Origin of the sequence: Candidatus Nitrotoga sp. AM1P (assembly GCF_013168275.1) — a bacterium.
In the GTDB taxonomy this organism is placed as follows: Bacteria; Pseudomonadota; Gammaproteobacteria; order Burkholderiales; family Gallionellaceae; genus Nitrotoga.
The window spans coordinates 2,030,044-2,049,475 of record NZ_AP019547.1; the positions used below are offsets into that span (position 1 = coordinate 2,030,044).

Sequence of the window (19,432 nt, forward strand, 5' to 3'; positions counted from 1 at the left end):
TTCGCCCTGCCCACCATGGACAGAGGGCTTTCGTATATTGTTCATACCTCCAGTGTAATAAACTTTGCATCCTGAATTAAGAAGACGCAGTTGGAGCCCACGCCCCAAATAACACATCGTGATCAAGCATAGACCAGAGGAAATAGGGCCATCAATATGGCGAAAAAAATAGCGGCAGGGATAGTACTGCTAGGAATTGGCATTCTGGCCTGGTATCTCATCAGTCAGCGCATCTCCATTTCATGGCGTCCTACTCAAACTGCAACTCAAACCGCAACTCCCGGTATCAAGCCCTTATCTTTATCTGATCTCGGCAAAGCCGGAAAGGAACAAATCTGGATTTGCCCGATGCACCCAGAGATCATGCAGAACCATCCGGGCACTTGCCCAATTTGCGGCATGGATCTGGTGCAATCAAAAGATTCCGCAGTTCACAACCACGATCACGGTATTCATATCGATACCGCATCCATCCAGAAACTTGGTGTCAGGTTAGCCAGTATAAAAAAAACCTCGCTCAGCCATGAAATCCGCACTTATGGCAACGTAATAGTCGATGGGGATACGCTTTATAACGTCCATACCAAGGTCGATGGCTGGATTAAAAAGCTCAATATAAATTCGATCGGACAGCAGATTCGTAAAGGACAAATAATTTATGAAATTTACTCTCCCGATTTGATTGCACAACAGAAAGAGTATTTAAGGTTTGTGGTACGCCGTGATCAGACGTTAAAAACGATAGGTGATATTTCTCCATTAGTGGAAAATCCCTATGTGATGGATCTTTTGCAAGAGCTTTCCAGAGAAAGAACTAAATTTCTCTATAAAGATATTGGCATTGAATCCGTTCAACAGATGGAAGACTCAAAGCAACCCATTGAGGTGGTTAAAATACTGGCGGGCCAGGCAGGGGTTGTGACACAAATTAATGCACGCGAAGGTAACTTCGTCACGCCTTCTGCCACCCTGTTTACTCTGGCCGATGTTTCCAAGGTATGGGTTGATATCACGCTTTACCCCGACCAGGCTGGCCGGATACAAAATGGCGATGCGGTGACCATAAAAACCCCCGATGGGCAAGAAATCCAAACCAAGCTCGACTTTATCAATCCCCTCGCCGAGAACAACAAAATCAGCGCAAGGGTGACGCTTAATAATACCAATCTGCGTTTGCGTCCTGGCAGCTTTGTCGACGTGATTATCCACGCCCAGCCGCACGAAGCCCTCGTTTTGCCCCGCTCATCAGTCATACACACTGGGCAAGGAGACTTGGTAATCTTGTCCAGAGGGGATGGGCATTTCCTCCCTGTTAATATCGAGACAGGGATTGAAAGCGGGGACTGGATCGAGGTTGTAGATGGTCTGCTGGAAGGCGCAGAAGTAGCAGTAAACGGTCAGTTCCTGCTGGACGCGGCATCGTCGCTACATGATGCCGCGCAACGCATGCAGGAAACGCATAAGCACCAATGATTGCCCGCATTATATCCTGGTCATTACGTAACCATCTGCTGGTTTTACTGCTTGCAGCTCTAATCAGCGCCTGGGGGATTTACTCCGTGCGTCATACCGCACTGGACGCAATACCCGATCTTTCTGATGTCCAGGTCATCATCAAAACCACTTACCCCGGCCAATCGCCACAAGCGGTGGAAGACCAGGTGACGTATCCACTTACCTCGGCGTTACTGTCGGTGCCCGGTTCTACTGCGGTTCGCGGCTTTTCCATGTTCGGCGAGTCGTTTATTTACATCATTTTCAAGGATGGAACCGATCCCTACTGGGCGCGCACGCGCGTGCTCGAATATCTGAGCCAGATGGCGGGGAAGCTGCCGCCCGGCGTTACACCGGCACTCGGCCCGGATGCATCCGGCGTGGGCTGGATTTTTGAATACGCGTTAACTGATCGTCAGCATCGCCACGATCCCGACCAATTGCGCGCGCTACAGGATTTTTTCCTGAAATATGAATTGCAAAGCCTGCCCGGTGTCGCCGAAGTGGCGAGTGTCGGTGGCATGGTGCGGCAATACCAGATCGAAGTAAATCCAACCCGACTGGCCGCATATAAACTGACACTGGACAAAGTGGCGCAGTCAGTACGCGACAGCAATCTATCCGGCGGCGGCTCAGTGGTAGAAATGGGACGCGCCGAATACATGATCAGGGCGCGCGGCTACCTCAAAACGCTGGATGATTTCCGGCAAATTCCGCTCGGCACAGATGGTCAAGGCATCCCCATCCGCTTACAGGACGTGGCGCATATCCAGACTGGGCCGGAAGCGCGCCGTGGCGTTACCGATCTCGATGGCGAGGGCGAGGTAGTAGGCGGTATCGTCGTGATGCGCTACGGCAACAATGCACTGGAAACGATAGAGCGGGTCAAGACGCGCTTGCAAGAATTGAAAGCAGGATTGCCTGAAGGGGTGGAATTAGTCGTCACCTATGACCGTTCCGGCCTGATCAAGCGTGCCATCAGCACCCTAAGCGAGAAACTGATCGAGGAATCGCTGGCAGTCGCTCTGGTCTGCCTGCTGTTCCTGTTCCACCTGCGATCATCTTTGGTGGCAGTTGTAACTTTACCCATCGGCATCCTGGCCGCTTTTATCATCATGCAACAACAGGGCGTCAGCGCTAACATCATGTCGCTGGGCGGCATCGCCATCGCCATCGGCGCAATGGTCGACGCTGCCATTGTGATGATCGAAAACATGCATAAGCATCTGGAGCGTGCCGGAGCCAACCCCGATTACTGGCAGGTGGTGAAAACAAGCTCACTGGAAGTAGGCCCAGCCCTGTTCTTCTCGCTACTGGTAATCACCATCTCCTTCCTGCCGGTATTAACGCTGGACGGACAGGAAGGCAGGCTATTCGCACCCCTCGCATACACAAAAACTTATGCAATGGCCGCCAGCGCATTCCTGGCGATAACGCTCACACCGGTGCTGATGGGCTATTTCATTCGCGGCCGCATTCGCCCAGAACAGCGCAATCCGTTGAACCGCCTATTACAAACCCTGTACCGGCCAGTGCTGCTGGCCGCCTTAAGCAAACGCAAGTTGACCATACTCGCCACGCTACTGCTCTTAGCGACCGTGGCGTGGCCGCTGTCCAAACTGGGCAGCGAATTCATGCCGCCACTGTATGAAGGCGATCTGCTGTATATGCCCACAACCTTGCCCGGCTTGTCCGTAGACGAGGCGGCCAACATTTTGCAAATCACAGATCGCCTGATCCGCGCACTGCCGGAAGTCGAGCGAGTATTCGGCAAGGCCGGACGCGCCGAAACGGCGACCGATCCGGCACCGCTTTCGATGCTGGAAACCACCATTCTGCTGAAGCCGCGCGACCAGTGGCCGCCGGGAGAAACGGTAGAGCAATTGATACACAAGCTCGATGACCAGGTGCGCCTGCCAGGACTCACCAACTCCTGGGGCTACCCGATCCGCACCCGCATAGACATGCTTTCCACAGGCATCAGAACGCCACTGGGAATTAAAGTCACCGGCCCGAATCTGGCTGGCATCGCTGAACTGGCTCAGCAAATCGCAGCAACGATCAAAAACGTGCCCGGTACGCGCACTGTATTCGCTGAACGTGCCACTGGCGGGCGCTATCTGGACATTGACATTAACCGGGCTCAAGCCGCACGTTATGGCGTTACCGTAGCCGATGTGCAGCGCCTGGTACAAGGCGCAATCGGTGGCGAAAACATCGGCACGGTAATTGATGGGCGCGAACGCTTTCAGATCAACCTGCGCTATCCACGCGCCCTGCGCGATTCTCTGCCGGCAATAGCGGCCAGCCGAATCACCCTGCCTTCCGGGGCGCAAGTACCGCTGGGCGAATTGGCGCATTTACACTTCAGTGAAGGGGCTTCGGAAATCAAAAGCGAAAATGCGCGTTTGACCGCTTATGTCTATATCGACATCACCGGGCGCGATCTCGGCGGTTATGTGAACGAAGCCAAACGCACACTGGAAAAGTCGATTACATTGCCGCCCGGTTACGCCATTGCCTGGTCGGGACAGTACGTAAATTTGCAACATGCCAAAGAACGCATGCAGTGGGTCATCCCGCTGACGCTGATACTGGCAGTCTTGTTGCTATATATGCACTTCCGTCATTTTGGCAAAGTGCTGCTGGTACTGCTGTGCCTGCCATTCTCCCTGATCGGCGGCTTCTGGCTGGTATACGCGCTGGGATATAACTTATCGGTGGCAGTAGCGGTAGGCTTCATTGCGCTGGCTGGCGTAGCCGCCGAATTTGGCGTAGTCATGCTGCTGTATCTTGATCATGCCATCGAAGACTTACGCTACGCCGGACGCTTGAACAACCGTCGTGATTTACATCAAGCCATCATTCAGGGAGCACTGCTGCGTATCCGCCCAAAAATGATGACCGTCTCAGTAATCGTGGTGGGCTTGTTGCCCGTGATGTTCAGCCAAGGTGCCGGTGCAGAGGTTATGAAACGCATTGCCGCGCCGTTAGTAGGCGGCATGCTAACGGCACCGCTGCTGTCGCTAATCGTGATCCCAGTGCTGTACTCGTGGTGGCAAGGGCGGAATATGTCGAAGGATTGATGAAGGGTTCAGCGATAACTTGTAATGGATTTAGAGGTACCCTTTATTGAAGGAGAGACATCCGCGTGGCAAGTTTCGCCAAAAGCTCGTAGCAAACGTAATAACTCGCCTGCAATCCTCCGATTCCAGGCAAATAATCCGACGGCCATTCGAGGCTGCCATTTAAAATTCCGGTAGGAGCCGCAATCACCGGCAATCCCGCCGTAATGAATTCATCTTTTGCTCGTGGCATGTCAAAACTGTGCGTGACGAGCACGACATGCCGAATGTTCTCTTTTGCCAGCATCGCAGCAGAGAATGCCGCATTTTCGCGCGTGTTTCTGGATTTATCTTCACTCCAGCGAACTTTGATTCCGAACTCGTTCTCCAGAGCCTCACGCATCAACTTTGCTTCTGTTTCACCACTCAGTACCGATCCACCGGCGACGAGCACCGGCAACCCAGTTTTCTTGGCGACCCGAGCGCCGTAACGCACGCGCTCGAGAGTTAGCCGCCCCAGTGTATCCCCACCGTACTCCAACGCATTGTTACGAATTCCGCCACCGAGGATCACGATGGCTTGGGCACGACGCGCTTCATCGAGATTGAGCGGGGGCGATGTGTCCAGAAAATGCATCAGTTGATAAGAAGCAAAAGGAGTAGACAGCGCAAGCAGGTAGACCGTCGCAATGATTGCGATCGCTCTGCCCGTGCGCGGAAATCTATGTACCAGAAACAAACCCACGAGAATGATTAATAGCAACCCTGTAGGGGGCAAAATAATCGTCTTGGCGATTGCCTTGAGCAGAAAAATATCGGGCATAGTTTATAGTGTTGTGATCGGGATAAATTGTAAGAATCAATATTGCTTTTTTCTCTACAGAAGCTGGAGATGCTGCTGAATAGATAAAGTGATGTCAACTCATAGAGGTTCACACACGTAACAAATTTGCCACATTGCCAGTAGCGGAAGATTGATCTGCGTCACGCCCAATATTCGCAAGAAATTCTTGACATCCTCTGATCCTGTAATCAGCGTGCTGAACGCAGATAGAACAGGTTGCGGGTTTTCCTCCATGACTTGCACCTTCCGCATGATCTTGTACCCAGCCTGCTGGCAGGCATCTTCAAATGACCCTGGCGTAAAAAAGCGGATATGCGTCACATCCAGCAAACCCATCAACTCATAATCGAATCGATTCGAAAGTAGCCCGCCAATAATGGAACGATGTCCCATATTTGGAATTTGAAATACACACTTTCCACGCTCAGATAACAATTCCTTCGCCAAAACCATGGCTTCCCACGGGTCGTACATGTGTTCAAGCACATCAGCAAATGAAATAACATCGAAACCGCCCGGGTAATCTGCCTTGATTCCGCCGATTGCTGCATCGAAGGTGCTTGAATAAACGCGATCACAAACCTGTTCTGCGGCCTTTGCGGCAAACGCGTTCATTTCAACACCGACACAAACGGCACGGTTATGGAGCTCTTTTTTGACCGCAGCAATCAATTGGCCACGATTGCATCCCACGTCCAGATAGGCCGATGGCGCCAACTCGACACATATTTTTCTGACATCTTCAGGAACGAAATGTGCCTGATAGGGCGCATCGCCAGATTTATGGACTCGGAGCATCTCGTAGGGACTGGGTTTCTTGTTCATAACAAAATTGCGCTTGTATGCGGCAAGGCTCTCATTGTCCCTTGAACCATCCATCCGGTAAACAGCCAGGCCGAGCTATCTTACGAATATCAAGATTGCGATAGCTTTTCTTTGTTGCCTTATTCCATTTATCTTTCAAAGCGGCAATAACTATGTGGTGCATTCTATGCTCCGTTGCTATTAGCAGATGCAATGCACCATTCAATATTTTATTATTGATTGAGAAATGGAATTACGCACAGGTCTGTCAGATCCCCATCTTGACTGAATTGTTTTTAATGATTAACCGTATTTTGTGCGGACTCGAGCTTTAATTTCCTTGTATCAGAGTCTCGCCTGCCCTGTAAGATGCATATTTTCTTCCGGTTTTCGGTACTTAACTCCGAATGAATACAGCATCGAAACAGGCTCTGTTCACCCAAAATTGGGCATATGGAGTTAATACGACAGAACCAGTAATCGTTCTTTATAGAGATGCAGGCAATCAAGCTATCGCGGTGGTGTTTGAAAATAGAGGAAACTTAATGTCAATGCAAAAATTTAAAAGAAACTCCCGGACTCTTACTTTGGTGGCGGCGATAGGCTCGGCTGGTATGGCAGGCACAGCAAGTGCTGCCGTACACCTAAGTGACAATGGTCAGGGTCAGGTTCTTATTTACCCTTACTACACCACGCGTGCCGGACAGGACACCTATCTGTCCGTACTGAACTCGACTGCTTTGTCCAAAGCTCTGAGAGTTCGTTTCTCCGAAGGCAAGAATGGCCGCGAAGTACTTAGTCTTAGCGTTTATCTCGCTCCATACGACATCTGGACTGCTGCGGTTGTGAATACGCCTGATGGTGCAAAGCTTGTTACCGCCGACAAGTCCTGCACCGCTCCTGCGCTTCCTGCGGGTGGAAAGAGTTTCGTGAATTTCGCATATTGGGGCATTGCGATTGAAGGTATTCAGCAAAGTGGTGGGGATGGCGAAACGACTTCGTTGGACCGTACCCGTGAAGGCTATTTTGAGATTATCGAAATGGGCACGATCACGAATACCGCGATCAACGCGGCAATAACACACGCAAGTGGGGTGCCCGCTAATTGCGCAGTGGTTCAAGCTTCAACTATGGACATGCGTCCTGCCAGCACATTGATAGTGGGCGGCCAATCAGCTAGGGCCTTCAAGGCAACTGGTGGTCTGTCAGGCACAGCTTCTTTGGTCAACGTTGCAGGCGGTACGGATTATGGTTACGCCCCAGTTGTGTTGGAGGCTTTTTCTCCATCATCAGTCGAGAATATTTGGGACTATCCGGGCAGCATCTTTCCGGATCTGACATTCGCAGATCTGACCAGCTTGGTGCTCTACAAGGGTAATGTCGTTTCAAGCTCATGGAATAGAGGCAGCGATGCTGTTAGTGCGCTGCTGATGCACGACAATATCATCAACGAGTATGTTTTAGATAACACAACCCTGTCTGGCACCGACTGGGTGATAACGATGCCAACTAAACGATACAATGTTCCGGTGCACAACCCGTCATTGGCGATGGATGTCACTCGATTGTTTAGTCCTTTCACCAGCAAGTTTTGGGGTAATGGCGCGTGTGAATTATATGGAGCTGGATTTTATAATCGCGAAAATGCTTTTGACGCATATTTGTATTTTACAGGTCAGGAGCCGGTAGAACGCCTTTGCTGGGTATCAACTGTTGTGAGCCATTTCAATGGCAATATTTATAATGACTTGCTGGGATCGAAAAACGGGATCGGCTTTCATACTTCCCAATTCGAGAATGGCTGGCTGAGAATTACATTTGGGGCTAGCTCAGGATATGTCATGAATGGCCAAACTGATGGTAATGGTGTTGTTCATAGCCAAGCTGCTCATTCATTAACGAGTATGAATGGAGACACATATTTCGGTTTGCCTACCGTTGGATTTATGGTTCAAAATTTTATTAACCAGAATGCGGCACCCGGAGTTTTGGCAACATACGGCGGCAATTTTAATCATAAATATACGACCAGGATTTCTCGTCTCCTCCCGTGACGTAGAGACTGGAAATTGTCGGCATGGCTATGCTTGTGATAGCGTGTGCTGTTGTTACCGCGATATATTTCTGGATATACGTCCAAGGCTAGTCGCTTTTCCTTGTCCTCAAAACGCTTAAGCTGCCAATAAACGGGATTTGTGTACGGGAAAAAAAGGTGGAGCGGGCGATGGGAATCGAACCCACGGCTCTAGCTTGGGAAGCTAGGGTATTACCATTATACGACGCCCGCATGTAGAATAGATGTTACCTTAACGCGACCAGAATTTGAAAGTGATTTCAGTCTTAATTAACGGCGAAGTTCGCCAATTCGATCATCCTATTACCGTCGCTACGCTCCTCGAACAGATGCAACTGAGTGGCAAGCGTATCGCGCTGGAGCGCAATGGTGAAATCTTACCGCGCGGACAATTTAACCAACAACTGCTGGCAGATGGCGACCGACTTGAAATCGTTGTCGCAGTCGGTGGCGGTTAATCACGGAACACATTAATGAACAAAGACACACTGCTCATCGCGGGCAAAAGCTATAACTCGCGCCTGTTAATCGGCACCGGCAAATACAAGGATTTTACCGAGACGCAGGCAGCGGTGGAGGCCAGTGGCGCCGAGATCATCACCATCGCCATCCGCCGCAGCAACATCGGGCAAAACCCGAACGAGCCGAATCTGCTGGACATTCTGCCGCCAGCGAAATATACCCTGCTGCCCAACACGGCGGGGTGCTACAGTGCCGACGACGCCGTGCGCACACTGCGACTCGCACGCGAGCTGCTGAACGGGCACAGTCTGGTCAAGCTGGAGGTGTTAGGTGATCCGCAATCGCTTTATCCAAATGTGGTGGAGACCCTCGCTGCCGCAAAAACGCTGGTGGCGGATGGCTTTCAGGTGATGGTGTATACGTCGGATGACCCCATCATCGCAAAGCAACTGGAAGATATTGGCTGTGTCGCGATCATGCCGCTGGCTTCGCTGATCGGCTCCGGCATGGGCATCCTCAATCCGTGGAATTTGCAGCTCATCATGGATCGCGTGCAAGTGCCAGTTATTGTGGATGCGGGAGTGGGCACTGCCTCAGACGCGGCCATCGCCATGGAGCTCGGCTGCCATGGGGTGTTGATGAATACCGCCATTGCCGCCGCACAGCAGCCGGTACTGATGGCCTCTGCTATGAAGCTGGCCGTGGAGGCTGGCCGCATGGCCTTCCTGGCCGGGCGCATGCCAAAAAAATTGTATAGCGCTTCGCCCAGCTCACCTACCAGCGGATTAATAAATTGATACCTCAGCGCTCCTCACATATTCGCAGCTATGTGCTGCGTCAAGGGCGCATTTCCAATGCGCAGCAGCGTTGCCTTGATACGCTTTTGCCGATTTATGGCATCCCCTACCTCTCTCAATCGCTGGACTTGGAAAATGTTTTCGGCAGAGCTGCGACTAAAATCCTTGAGATCGGCTTCGGTATGGGTGAGACCACTGCCGCCATCGCCCAGTCGCATCCGCAAAATGATTATCTTGCCCTTGAGGTGCACACTCCGGGGGTGGGTAGTTTGCTCAAACAGATTGAAGAGTCGGGCTTGAAAAATATCCGCATCATCCAGCATGATGCGGTTGAAGTGCTGCGCGACATGCTGGCCGATAACGTGCTGGACGGCGTCCATATTTTTTTCCCCGATCCTTGGCACAAGGCACGCCACAACAAGCGGCGCCTCATTCAGCCTTCATTTGTGGCGCAACTGGTAAAGAAAATCAAACCGGGTGGGTATATTCATGTTGCCACTGATTGGCAGGATTACGCTGAACAGGTACTCGCCGTGTTGAGCAACGAAAAATCACTGGAAAATACCGCGGCGAATTATGCTTCGCGCCCGACTTATCGCCCGCTCACTAAATTTGAACAGCGCGGGCTGCGTCTGGGACATGGTGTTTGGGATTTGGTGTTCAAAAAACCTAGTCAAAATCCGTGAGTCATCAGCTGGCTGACAATTCCACAAACCTTACTTGCGCAAAAAAATCTGTAGCAAGTCATTCAAAAAGTGCCGCCCCAACTCGGTCGGAGCGATGCGCTGCAGGCCACGTTCAATCAGGCCGCGTTGCTCGGCCTGCTCCAGTTCACGGCGGATCAGCAGCAAAGACAAGCTAGTACGCTCGGCAAATAGCGCATCAGCAAAACCTTGATTCAAGCGCAGTGCATTCATCATGAATTCAAATGGCAAATCCTCGCGCTTCACTGCATGTTCGGTCTGCACCGGCAAACCTTGCGCTACCTGTTGCAGATAGGCCTGCGGCTGTTTATAACGCACCTGTCGCAGAATCCTGTCCGGGAAACTCAGCTTGCTGTGTGCGCCCGCACCGATGCCGAGGTAATCACCAAATTGCCAGTAATTCAAGTTATGGCGTGCCTGTTTTTTTGGCTGTGCGAAAGCCGAGGTTTCGTAATGTTGATAGCCGTGCAGGCTGAGTATTTGTTCAATATCCTGTTGCATGACGCTGCACAGATCATCGTCCGGCAAGGCTGGCGGATAACGGTGAAAAAGTGTATTCGGTTCCAGCGTAAGGTTGTAGCAGGATAAATGTTGCGGCGCAAATTCCAGTGCAGCATGCACATCCTGTGCCGCTTCCGCCTGCGTTTGCTGCGGCAAGCCATACATTAAATCCAAATTAATGTTGGCAAAATTCTGTTGCGCGATTTCTACCGCCCGCCGCGCCTGGGGCGCATCGTGGATACGTCCCAGCGCCTTGAGGTGAGTATCATTGAAACTTTGAATACCGAGCGATAGCCGATTGACACCGGCATCACGAAAACCCGCAAACTTGTCTGCCTCCACTGTGCCTGGATTGGCTTCCAGCGTAATTTCCGCGCCATGATCCAACGGCAACAACATGCGTACTGCGGAGAGAATTTGCTCCATGGCATGCGCAGAAAACAGGCTGGGCGTGCCCCCACCGATGAACACGGTGTACACTTTGCGCCCCCAGATTTGTGGCAATGCCAGCTCCAGATCGCGCACTAACGCCGCCACGTATTCCTGCTCTGGCAGAGCCCCGCGCGCCTCATGCGAATTAAAATCACAATAAGGGCATTTACGCACACACCACGGAATATGGATATACAAAGACAACGGTGGTAAAGCCTTAAAACTGACCTCTTGCGTCGTGGAGTTGAGTGGGTGTACAAGCTGAATATTCATGGGTACGTCGAGGAATACCATCAACAATATTTGGGGAAACGCGGACAAGCAGGCTGCCATTTGAAATGACGGGCGGGCGACTTTGCCTGCTGCTGCGCACGGCCGGAATGCCGAGCGTTGTTTGTAATTCCGTTATTCTCAATACGCCGCTATTTGCAACCTTTGTAGCAGAATATGCAGTGCCTGTGCACGGTGGCTGATCTGCGCCTTCTCGTCGCGGCTCAATTCCGCACTCATCTTGTTAAGCTGCGGCAACCAGAACAACGGATCGTAACCAAATCCTCCTTCTCCGCGCATCTGCTGCGCAATTTCGCCATGCCATTCGCCTTCCGCAATCAGCGGTTGCGGATCGTCGGCATGGCGCACCAGCACTAGCACGCAATAGTAATGCGCACGCCGGTCAACCGCGCCTTCCATCGCTCGCAACAATTTTTCATTGTTGCGCGAATCCGATTTCGGTTCGCCCGCATAACGCGCAGACTGCACACCCGGTGCACCGCCCAAAGCATCTACGCATAGTCCGGAGTCATCCGCCAGGGCGGGCAGGCCACTAATACGACTGACATGACGCGCCTTGGCCAGAGCGTTCTCAAGGAAAGTGCAGTGAGGTTCTTCAGCCTCATCAATGCCCAATTGCGCTTGCGTCAGTATCTCGATGCTGAGAGAGGCAAGCGTTAACTGCAACTCGTGCAATTTACCCGGATTGTTGGAAGCAATAACCAGTTTGTGCACAGTGCGTTACTTTCCCAGAGCCGCGCGCTGCATTTCAATTAATTGCGCGATACCGGATTGCGCCAAATTGAGCATCGCATCCATCTCAATGCGACTAAAAGCATGGCCTTCTGCCGTTCCTTGCACCTCTACGAAATGCCCGGCATTGGTCATCACCACATTCATATCAGTATCACATTCAGAATCTTCGGCGTAGTCAAGATCAAGCACCGGCATACCCTGATAAATACCCACCGAAATCGCAGCGACAAAATCACGTAATGGGTTTTCTTTAATTAACCCTTTCTTGATCAATCCGCTCACTGCATCGTGCACAGCAACAAAAGCGCCGGTAATACTGGCAGTGCGTGTACCGCCATCGGCCTGAATTACATCGCAGTCCACCTGGATGGTGCGCTCACCCAATTTTTTCAAATCCACGACAGAGCGCAAACTGCGTCCGATCAGGCGCTGGATTTCCTGCGTGCGTCCAGACTGTTTGCCTTTGGCTGCTTCGCGCCCCATGCGGCTACCGGTAGAGCGTGGCAGCATGCCATATTCCGCCGTAACCCACCCCTCACCAGAGCCCTTTTTATGAGGCGGCACACGCTCCTCCACGCTAGCGGTACAAATCACTTTTGTGTCGCCGCATTCGATCAACACCGAACCTTCGGCATGCTTGATGTAATGACGCGTGATGACAATGGAACGGAGCTGATCGGATTGCCGCTGACTGGGACGCATAAAAATAATCCAGAAAATGAAATGGCACGCATTATAGCTCGTGCCGCTAAGGTCATCAGAATTAGTCCACTACAATTGTTGCAGGCTAGTTTGGAATTTTATATAACAAAATTTACAATATCCAATCGTCATATAATGCACACACGACAGCCCAATTCATATTGTCCAGACAAAACTGTGGAACGATATAAATAAATCATGGTCTTGTTTAGTATTGGAATCGGGTTGAATAATCACCCAAACTTTGTTATCTGGAGCCCTAATGATTTTTAGCATGACCGGCTTTGCTACTGCCGCAACAGAACTCGATACCGGATCGCTTGCAGTCGAACTGCGTGCGGTCAATCACCGTTACCTCGACCTCCAGTTACGTATGCCAGACGAGCTGCGCATGCTGGAGCCCATACTGCGCGAGACCCTTGCCGCGCAACTGACACGCGGTAAGGTGGAATGCCGCATCGGTTTTTCCGCACGGCCCTCCGTACAACACCCGGCGCAGCTCAATCAGCCCCTGGTACGACAACTGGCCCAATGGAATGATGAGGTGCAGGCCATCCTGCCTGAAGCAGACGGTTTGAGCGTTGCCGATGTGTTGCACTGGAATGGCGTGCTGCAAAACGCGTCTATGCCTACCGACACGCTGCAAACCATAGTGCCCGAACTGCTGCATCAAGTACTGCGCGAATTTACCGCAGCACGCGGACGTGAAGGCGACAAGCTGCAAGAATTTTTGTTGCAGCGCATAGCGCAAATCGAAACCTTATGCACCCTGGTCGCACCGCGCATTCCGACAGCAATTGCGGCGTATGAAGAAAAACTGGCCGCGCGTTTGCGTATAGCCCTGCAAACAGGTGATGATGAACGCCTGCGGCAGGAAATCACATTATTCGCCAGCAAGATTGATGTGGATGAAGAATTGTCGCGCCTGCAAACGCATCTGGTAGAAATGAAGCGAGTGCTGGTCCAAGGCGGAACAGTCGGCAAGCGGCTGGACTTTCTGATGCAGGAACTACACCGCGAGGCGAACACGCTAGGCTCAAAGTCCGTCGATGCAGAAGTATCGCGTGCGTCCATGGAAATGAAGCTATTGATTGAACAGATGCGTGAACAAATACAGAATTTGGAGTAACGTTTCATTCTGTCGCACGTCGGGTGATGTATTTATAACCCCTCGTTACTTGAACTGGGAAAATGAAGATAATGTACAACGTGAATAAAACGGTGTGTTAGTCAACTAAATTTGGGTGTGATGCAGATTTTTCCTTCAATTTAAACAATTAATTATCAAGTAAGCGCCAGTTTATACACCTTACAGGTGCCTTTGTCGGCATTTTTTGGGTGTGTACTTTACGTTAGGCTTTTTCATACCCAACCTTTTCGACATCCAAATCTATTGACAGGAACATTATGCGCACCTTAATCATCACTCTCGGAGGCCTTGTGGTCTGGGCAGTGTGCCTTGGTATTGCAAAGTTTTTAGCCAATAGCAGTGCTACGTCAATCAATATTGCTACCACAGCATTTGGCACTATTTGGTTCTTGATTGCCGCTGCCAATATGTGGATGGGTGTGGCGCAGGCGGGCTACTCGATCAAGGAAGAACTACCCATTATCTTCCTACTGATCTTCTTGCTGCCGGTTACAGCAGCCATCTTTGTGAAGTGGAAATTTTTTTGAAAAAGGAGAAATCAAACATGAGCAAGCATTCATTGAGCGGCAAGGTAGTCATCGTTGGCGGCGGAGCCAAAAATCTCGGAGGTTTGATCAGTCGCACCTTCGCCGCAGATGGTGCCAAGATTATCGCCCACTACAACAGTGCAGCTACCAGGTCGGATGCCGACAAGACCGTGGCTGACATTAAAGCGGCAGGCGGCGACGCGATTGCGGTACAGGGGGACTTCACCAAGGTCGACGAGGTCGTGAAGGCATTTGCAGCGGCGAAGAAGCACTACGGCAGCATAGACATCGCCATCAATACTGTAGGCAAAGTCCTCAAGAAGCCGTTCGCGGAAACCACTGAGGCGGAATATGACTCGATGGCTGCTATCAACTCCAAGGCCGCATATTTCTTCATGCAAGAGGCAGGCAAGCAGCTCAATGACGGGGGCAAGATCTGCACGATCGTGACATCGCTCCTCGCGGCTTACACCGGTCTCTACTCGACCTACGGCGGCATGAAGGCCCCGGTGGAACACTTCACCCGTGCTGCCTCAAAGGAGTTCGGTAGCCGCGGTATTTCCGTGACAGCAGTTGGCCCGGGTCCCATGGACACCCCGTTCTTTTACGGTCAAGAGACACCTGAGGCTGTGGCCTATCACAAGTCCGCCTCCGCACTGGGCGGCCTGACGAAGATCGAGGACATCGTGCCTTTGATCAAGTTTCTCGTAACCGATGGCTGGTGGATCACTGGTCAGACCATCTTTGCCAACGGCGGCTACACCACGCGGTAGGCTGGAGCAAGAAGAGCCTAACAACCGGTTGCAGCCAAGTAGATACCGTCTTTATGGTCAGATTTTTCCACTTTCAAGCACTTGAAAATTTATGTTCATGTCCACAGATTGCGGGGTATGGCAACCCTGCCAGCATTTACCTGTTGAAAGGAGACATCATGCATTATCGAGGTATTTTTCACCGCGATCTGTTCTCGGAACTGGAGCGGTTGCAGCGTGAGTTTGACGGCTCCCCCAGCATTCGCGGTGCGGCGCCAGGCTATCCGGCCATGAACGTTGGCACAACATCGAAGTCGGTTGAGGTCTCTGCCTTTGCGCCCGACATGACACCGGAGGAATTCGATGTGCAAGTCGAGAATGGCGTGCTGGCCATCAGTGGTGAGCGCAAAAACATAGTGCCGCCTGAGGGAGCGACCATACATATTGGCGAACATTTCTCCGGGCATTTCCGACGTGTCGTATCACTGCCGGACGACATCGAGCCGAATTCAACTACGGCCAGTTATCGCGATGGCGTGCTACACGTCTGCGTGGCGCGCAGGGAAGCGGCCCAATCGCGCCGGATTTCGGTTCAATGAGAAAAGGAGAACACCATGAACGAGAAAGTCATCAAGCGTGAAAATGCGAGTGAAGAGAGTGCAGCCATGCGCCCTGCAGTGAATGTAGTTGAAGATGCGACCGGCATCACACTGTATGCCGATCTACCTGGAGTGCTAAAAGAAAAGTTGTCCATCCATGTGGGAGGCGACAATCTGATTCTGGAAGGCGAGCTGGAAATAAATTCCCCGCCGAACATGGAGGCGATCCACGCTGAAGTCGATCTGTCGCGTTACCGCCGGGTATTCACCCTGTCGCGGGAACTGGATGGCGACAAGGTATCGGCAGGATTCCGACATGGCGTGCTGGAATTGCGCATTCAGAAGGCCGAGCATGCCCAGCCGCGCCGGATCGTAGTGCAGACTGCCTGATCTCATCATCCGGCAGTGGATTCACTCCACTGCCGGATATAGATAGGAGGTTCATCATGCAAATTGAAAGAATTTAAGGGCACCTCTAAAAATTAAGAGTTCTAAACAAGACTAGGCGCGAATAAAAAATGTTGACGCAGCATATAGTTGATATGTAAGGAAACATTTTTTGTGAGCAACAACGTATTGTGACGAAATCTGAATTTTTAGAGGTGCCCTTAAGAGAACATGGGAGCTGCTAGCCCCTTTGATTTCCCTCACCCCAACGTCTTGAACACCACCTCCTGCACATCCTTGGACAAGCCTTTGGTTGCGGCGACTTTCTGCAACGCGGCCTGCATCTGCTGTTTCAGCGCGGGCTGGTATTTTTTCCAGTGATCCAGCGTGCGTACCAAACGTGCGGCCACCTGCGGATTGAGCTTGTTCAACGCGATCACCTGTTCTGTCCAGAAGGCATAACCGCTGCCATCCGCTGCATGGAACTGTGACGGATTGCCGTTGCAAAAACTGGAGATCAGGCTGCGTGCGCGGTTGGGATTTTTCAGCGTGAACGCGGGATGGGTCATCAGCTTGCGCACCGCTGTTACATCGGTATGCATCGCGACCGCCTGCAGGCTGAACCATTTGTCCACCACCAGCGCCTCGTTTTTGAAATCCCGATAGAAGTTTTTCAATGGCTGCTGTGCCGTCTTGCTGCCGGTATTCACCAGCGCCATCAGCGCGGCCAAGCGGTCGGTCATGTTGTCGGCTGCGTCGATCTGCGCGTGGGCCAGTTGCAACGTGGATTCATCTTGCCAGCCAAGCAGATAAGACAGGCACAGGTTTTTCAGCCCGCGCTTGCCGGCCGATCTGGCATCGGGGCTGTATTTGCCGGGTGTCAGGTTGGCTGCATAGACGGCGATGAAATCGGCCTTGAGTCTTGCAGAGATTGTCTTGCGCATGAACTGGCGCGCAGTGTGGATCGCCTGCGGGTCGATCACTTCGCACTGTTCGGCTAGCATCAGTTCCGAAGGCAGCGTCAGCACTACCTCACGGAAAGACGGATCAAGCGCCGTGTCGATGAGCGTGGTACGCAAGGCGTTGATGAACAACTCATCCAGCGTCAGCGCATCACCCGCCTGCACCTGTTTGATCAAACTCAATAGACGTTGCATCGCCAGGCGTTGCCCGGCCTCCCAACGGTTGAAAGCATCGCTGTCATGCGCCATCAGCTGCGCCAGCTCCTGGTCGGAATAGTCATATTCCATCACCACCGGGGCAGAGAAGTTGCGCAGTAATGATGGCGTGGGTTTGGTGGTGACGCGGTTGAAGATGAACGTCTGTTTTGCCTGGGTCAGCTCCAGCACGCAGGAGGTGGCAGGTTTTGAAGATGCGGCACCCTCAAGAGTCAGCGCCATGTCGCGGCCCCGTGCATCGAGCAGGCCAACCACAACGGGGATATGGAAAGGCAGCGGCTTCTTTTGTCCGGCGACGGGCTTGCAACGCTGGCTGAGCGTCAATTTATAAGTCTGTTTGGCCGCGTCGTAGTGGCTTTGCACCTTGAGCTGCGGCGTGCCAGGCTGGCTATACCAGCGCTCGAACTGGGCGAGATCGCGCCCGCTGCTGTGTGCCATCGCCGCGCGGAAATCGTCGCAGCTAACCGCCTGCCCGTCATGCCGTTCAAAGTACAGGTCCATGCCCTTGCGAAAGCCTTCACGCCCCAGCAGAGTCTGAACCATGCGCACCACCTCGGCCCCTTTTTCATAGATCGTGACCGTGTAAAAATTGCTGATCTCCACAAAACTGTCCGGCCGCACCGCATGGGCCATCGGCCCCGCATCTTCGGAAAACTGCACTTGGCGCAGCATGCGCACATTTTCAATGCGACTCACCGCGCGACCGCTGTCCGTGCCGATCATGTCGGCAGAGAATTCCTGGTCGCGGAACACGGTGAGGCCTTCCTTCAACGACAACTGAAACCAGTCGCGGCAGGTCACGCGGTTGCCGGTCCAGTTATGAAAGTATTCATGGCCGACCACCGCCTCGATATTGGCGTAATCGGTGTCGGTGGCGATGCTGGGGTTGGCCAGCACATACTTGGTGTTGAAGATATTCAGGCCCTTGTTTTCCATCGCGCCCATGTTGAAGTCGCCCACCGCGACGATCATAAAGCGGTCCAGATCCAGCTCCAGCCCGTAGCGTTCCTGATCCCAGCGGATGCTGTGTTTGAGCGAATCCATCGCATGCTGCGTCTTGTCCAGATTGCCCGGCTCCACCCACACTTGCAGCAGCACTTTTCGTCCACTATTTAATTTGAATTTTTCTTCTTGACACACCAGCTTGCCTGCCACCAGCGCAAACAGATAGGAAGGCTTCTTGAACGGGTCTTCCCACTTGGCATAGTGGCGGCCATTGGGCAGATCACCCTGTTCGATCAGGTTGCCATTGGACAGCAACACCGGATACTTTTTCTTGTCGCCGCGCAGCATCACCGTGTATTTCGCCATCACGTCCGGGCGATCGGGGAACCAGGTGATCTTGCGGAAACCTTCGGCCTCGCATTGGGTAAAGAAATTGCCGTTGGAAATATACAGCCCCATCATCAAGGTATTCTTCTCGGGCTCAACCAGCGTCTCGATCTCCAGCGTGATCTCGTCCGGTGCATTGGCGATGCGCAATTTTCCGTCGGCTATCGAGTAACCCTTAACACCTTTGCGGAGCGTTTTGCCGTTCATACGCAAGGCCACCAGCTTGACGCCGTCGCCCAGCAGCTCCACTTCCTTGTTGGGCGATGCGCTATTGCGCTGCAGGGTGATGCACGTGGACACACGCGTTGCCGCGGGGTCGAGATCGAAACCCATTTCAACGGTGTTCACCCAATAGGCCGGGGCAGTGTAGTCTTTGCGATGGATGGTGACGGGTGGTTTCTGGGTCGGGTTCTGGGTCATGAGCGGCAGGTCAAGAGGATGTGAGAAGAAGCGGATTTTAACAGGGTCGGGGCTGGCAGGGCTCTCTGCTTGAATCGATGGAGTCTGATCCTATTGATCCAAGCTCCTATGACCCCGTGCTTACAAAGGGGCCCGCTTCGTTTTATTTTTTTGAAACTCATCAGATTACACCATAAAAAAAC

18 protein-coding genes and 1 tRNA gene are annotated in these 19,432 nt (G+C 52.3%); 11 read left to right on the plus strand and 8 right to left on the minus strand.

Features of this window, described 5'->3' with window-relative positions:
- The first annotated feature begins 156 nt into the window (after positions 1 to 156).
- Both W01_RS09080 and W01_RS09085 read left to right on the plus strand, forming a co-directional pair.
- On the plus strand, positions 157 to 1,473 hold the full coding sequence (locus W01_RS09080; protein ID WP_173054012.1) for an efflux RND transporter periplasmic adaptor subunit: 1,317 nt from the start codon (positions 157 to 159) through the stop codon (positions 1,471 to 1,473).
- Positions 1,470 to 4,580 (plus strand): efflux RND transporter permease subunit, encoded by a 3,111-nt coding sequence (locus W01_RS09085; protein WP_173054014.1) that lies wholly within the window; start codon positions 1,470 to 1,472, stop codon positions 4,578 to 4,580. The genes W01_RS09080 and W01_RS09085 overlap by 4 nt, the downstream gene beginning before the upstream one ends.
- Positions 4,581 to 4,623: 43 nt before the next feature.
- On the opposite strand, the gene W01_RS09090 is transcribed toward W01_RS09085, so the two are convergent.
- The 3 genes from W01_RS09090 to W01_RS14410 all read right to left on the minus strand — a co-directional run bounded on the left by W01_RS09090 (position 4,624) and on the right by W01_RS14410 (position 6,391).
- Entirely contained in the window at positions 4,624 to 5,382 is a 759-nt protein-coding gene (locus W01_RS09090) for a YdcF family protein (protein ID WP_173054016.1), read from the minus strand.
- Positions 5,383 to 5,481: 99 nt separating this feature from the next.
- Positions 5,482 to 6,228 carry a class I SAM-dependent methyltransferase gene (locus tag W01_RS09095; protein WP_173054018.1) on the minus strand — a complete coding sequence of 249 codons (747 nt, stop codon included), beginning with the start codon at positions 6,226 to 6,228 and terminating at the stop codon, positions 5,482 to 5,484.
- 31 nt (positions 6,229 to 6,259) lie between these two features.
- The gene (locus tag W01_RS14410) at positions 6,260 to 6,391 is read right to left on the minus strand and encodes a hypothetical protein (protein ID WP_256380098.1); all 132 of its coding nucleotides are present in this window, start codon (positions 6,389 to 6,391) and stop codon (positions 6,260 to 6,262) included.
- Positions 6,392 to 6,614: 223 nt separating this feature from the next.
- Between W01_RS14410 and W01_RS09100 the strand changes: the two genes are divergently transcribed.
- Complete coding sequence (locus W01_RS09100) at positions 6,615 to 8,261, plus strand: hypothetical protein (protein ID WP_173054020.1); 1,647 nt, start codon at positions 6,615 to 6,617, stop codon at positions 8,259 to 8,261.
- A gap of 159 nt (positions 8,262 to 8,420) precedes the next feature.
- Here W01_RS09100 and W01_RS09105 read toward each other — a convergent pair.
- A tRNA-Gly gene (locus W01_RS09105) sits at positions 8,421 to 8,494 on the minus strand.
- Positions 8,495 to 8,535: 41 nt separating this feature from the next.
- Between W01_RS09105 and thiS the strand changes: the two genes are divergently transcribed.
- Genes thiS through trmB form a run of 3 tightly spaced genes read left to right on the plus strand, consistent with a single transcriptional unit; the run spans position 8,536 to position 10,226 of the window.
- Complete coding sequence (thiS, locus tag W01_RS09110) at positions 8,536 to 8,739, plus strand: sulfur carrier protein ThiS (protein ID WP_173054022.1); 204 nt, start codon at positions 8,536 to 8,538, stop codon at positions 8,737 to 8,739.
- 15 nt (positions 8,740 to 8,754) lie between these two features.
- Positions 8,755 to 9,540 (plus strand): thiazole synthase, encoded by a 786-nt coding sequence (locus W01_RS09115; RefSeq protein ID WP_173054024.1) that lies wholly within the window; start codon positions 8,755 to 8,757, stop codon positions 9,538 to 9,540.
- Positions 9,537 to 10,226, plus strand: a complete 690-nt coding sequence (trmB, locus tag W01_RS09120) for a tRNA (guanosine(46)-N7)-methyltransferase TrmB (RefSeq protein ID WP_173054026.1) — start codon at positions 9,537 to 9,539, stop codon at positions 10,224 to 10,226. The genes W01_RS09115 and trmB overlap by 4 nt, the downstream gene beginning before the upstream one ends.
- A gap of 30 nt (positions 10,227 to 10,256) precedes the next feature.
- Here the strand turns inward: trmB and hemW are convergent, their stop codons facing one another.
- From hemW to rph, 3 genes are all read right to left on the minus strand, one after another.
- Entirely contained in the window at positions 10,257 to 11,450 is a 1,194-nt protein-coding gene (gene hemW / locus W01_RS09125; RefSeq protein ID WP_173055883.1) for a radical SAM family heme chaperone HemW, read from the minus strand.
- A 138-nt stretch (positions 11,451 to 11,588) separates the two neighbouring features.
- Positions 11,589 to 12,182: an RdgB/HAM1 family non-canonical purine NTP pyrophosphatase gene (rdgB, locus tag W01_RS09130; RefSeq protein ID WP_173054028.1), complete on the minus strand. Its 594-nt coding sequence runs from the start codon at positions 12,180 to 12,182 to the stop codon at positions 11,589 to 11,591.
- A gap of 6 nt (positions 12,183 to 12,188) precedes the next feature.
- Positions 12,189 to 12,905, minus strand: coding sequence for a ribonuclease PH (rph, locus tag W01_RS09135; RefSeq protein ID WP_173054030.1), 717 nt, complete (start codon positions 12,903 to 12,905; stop codon positions 12,189 to 12,191).
- Positions 12,906 to 13,167: 262 nt separating this feature from the next.
- Here rph and W01_RS09140 point away from each other — a divergent pair, with 262 nt between their 5' ends.
- The 5 genes from W01_RS09140 (at position 13,168) to W01_RS09160 (ending at position 16,323) form a co-directional block, all read left to right on the plus strand.
- Positions 13,168 to 14,034 (plus strand): YicC/YloC family endoribonuclease, encoded by an 867-nt coding sequence (locus W01_RS09140; protein WP_173054032.1) that lies wholly within the window; start codon positions 13,168 to 13,170, stop codon positions 14,032 to 14,034.
- A 278-nt stretch (positions 14,035 to 14,312) separates the two neighbouring features.
- Positions 14,313 to 14,582 (plus strand): hypothetical protein, encoded by a 270-nt coding sequence (locus tag W01_RS09145; RefSeq protein WP_173054034.1) that lies wholly within the window; start codon positions 14,313 to 14,315, stop codon positions 14,580 to 14,582.
- Between the two features lie 17 nt (positions 14,583 to 14,599).
- Positions 14,600 to 15,355 (plus strand): SDR family oxidoreductase, encoded by a 756-nt coding sequence (locus tag W01_RS09150; protein WP_173054036.1) that lies wholly within the window; start codon positions 14,600 to 14,602, stop codon positions 15,353 to 15,355.
- A 158-nt stretch (positions 15,356 to 15,513) separates the two neighbouring features.
- Entirely contained in the window at positions 15,514 to 15,933 is a 420-nt protein-coding gene (locus W01_RS09155) for an Hsp20/alpha crystallin family protein (RefSeq protein WP_173054038.1), read from the plus strand.
- A 15-nt stretch (positions 15,934 to 15,948) separates the two neighbouring features.
- The gene (locus W01_RS09160; RefSeq protein ID WP_173054040.1) at positions 15,949 to 16,323 is read left to right on the plus strand and encodes an Hsp20/alpha crystallin family protein; all 375 of its coding nucleotides are present in this window, start codon (positions 15,949 to 15,951) and stop codon (positions 16,321 to 16,323) included.
- A gap of 257 nt (positions 16,324 to 16,580) precedes the next feature.
- Here W01_RS09160 and pepN read toward each other — a convergent pair whose 3' ends face one another.
- Complete coding sequence (gene pepN, locus W01_RS09165; RefSeq protein WP_173054042.1) at positions 16,581 to 19,250, minus strand: aminopeptidase N; 2,670 nt, start codon at positions 19,248 to 19,250, stop codon at positions 16,581 to 16,583.
- Positions 19,251 to 19,432 lie beyond the last annotated feature (182 nt).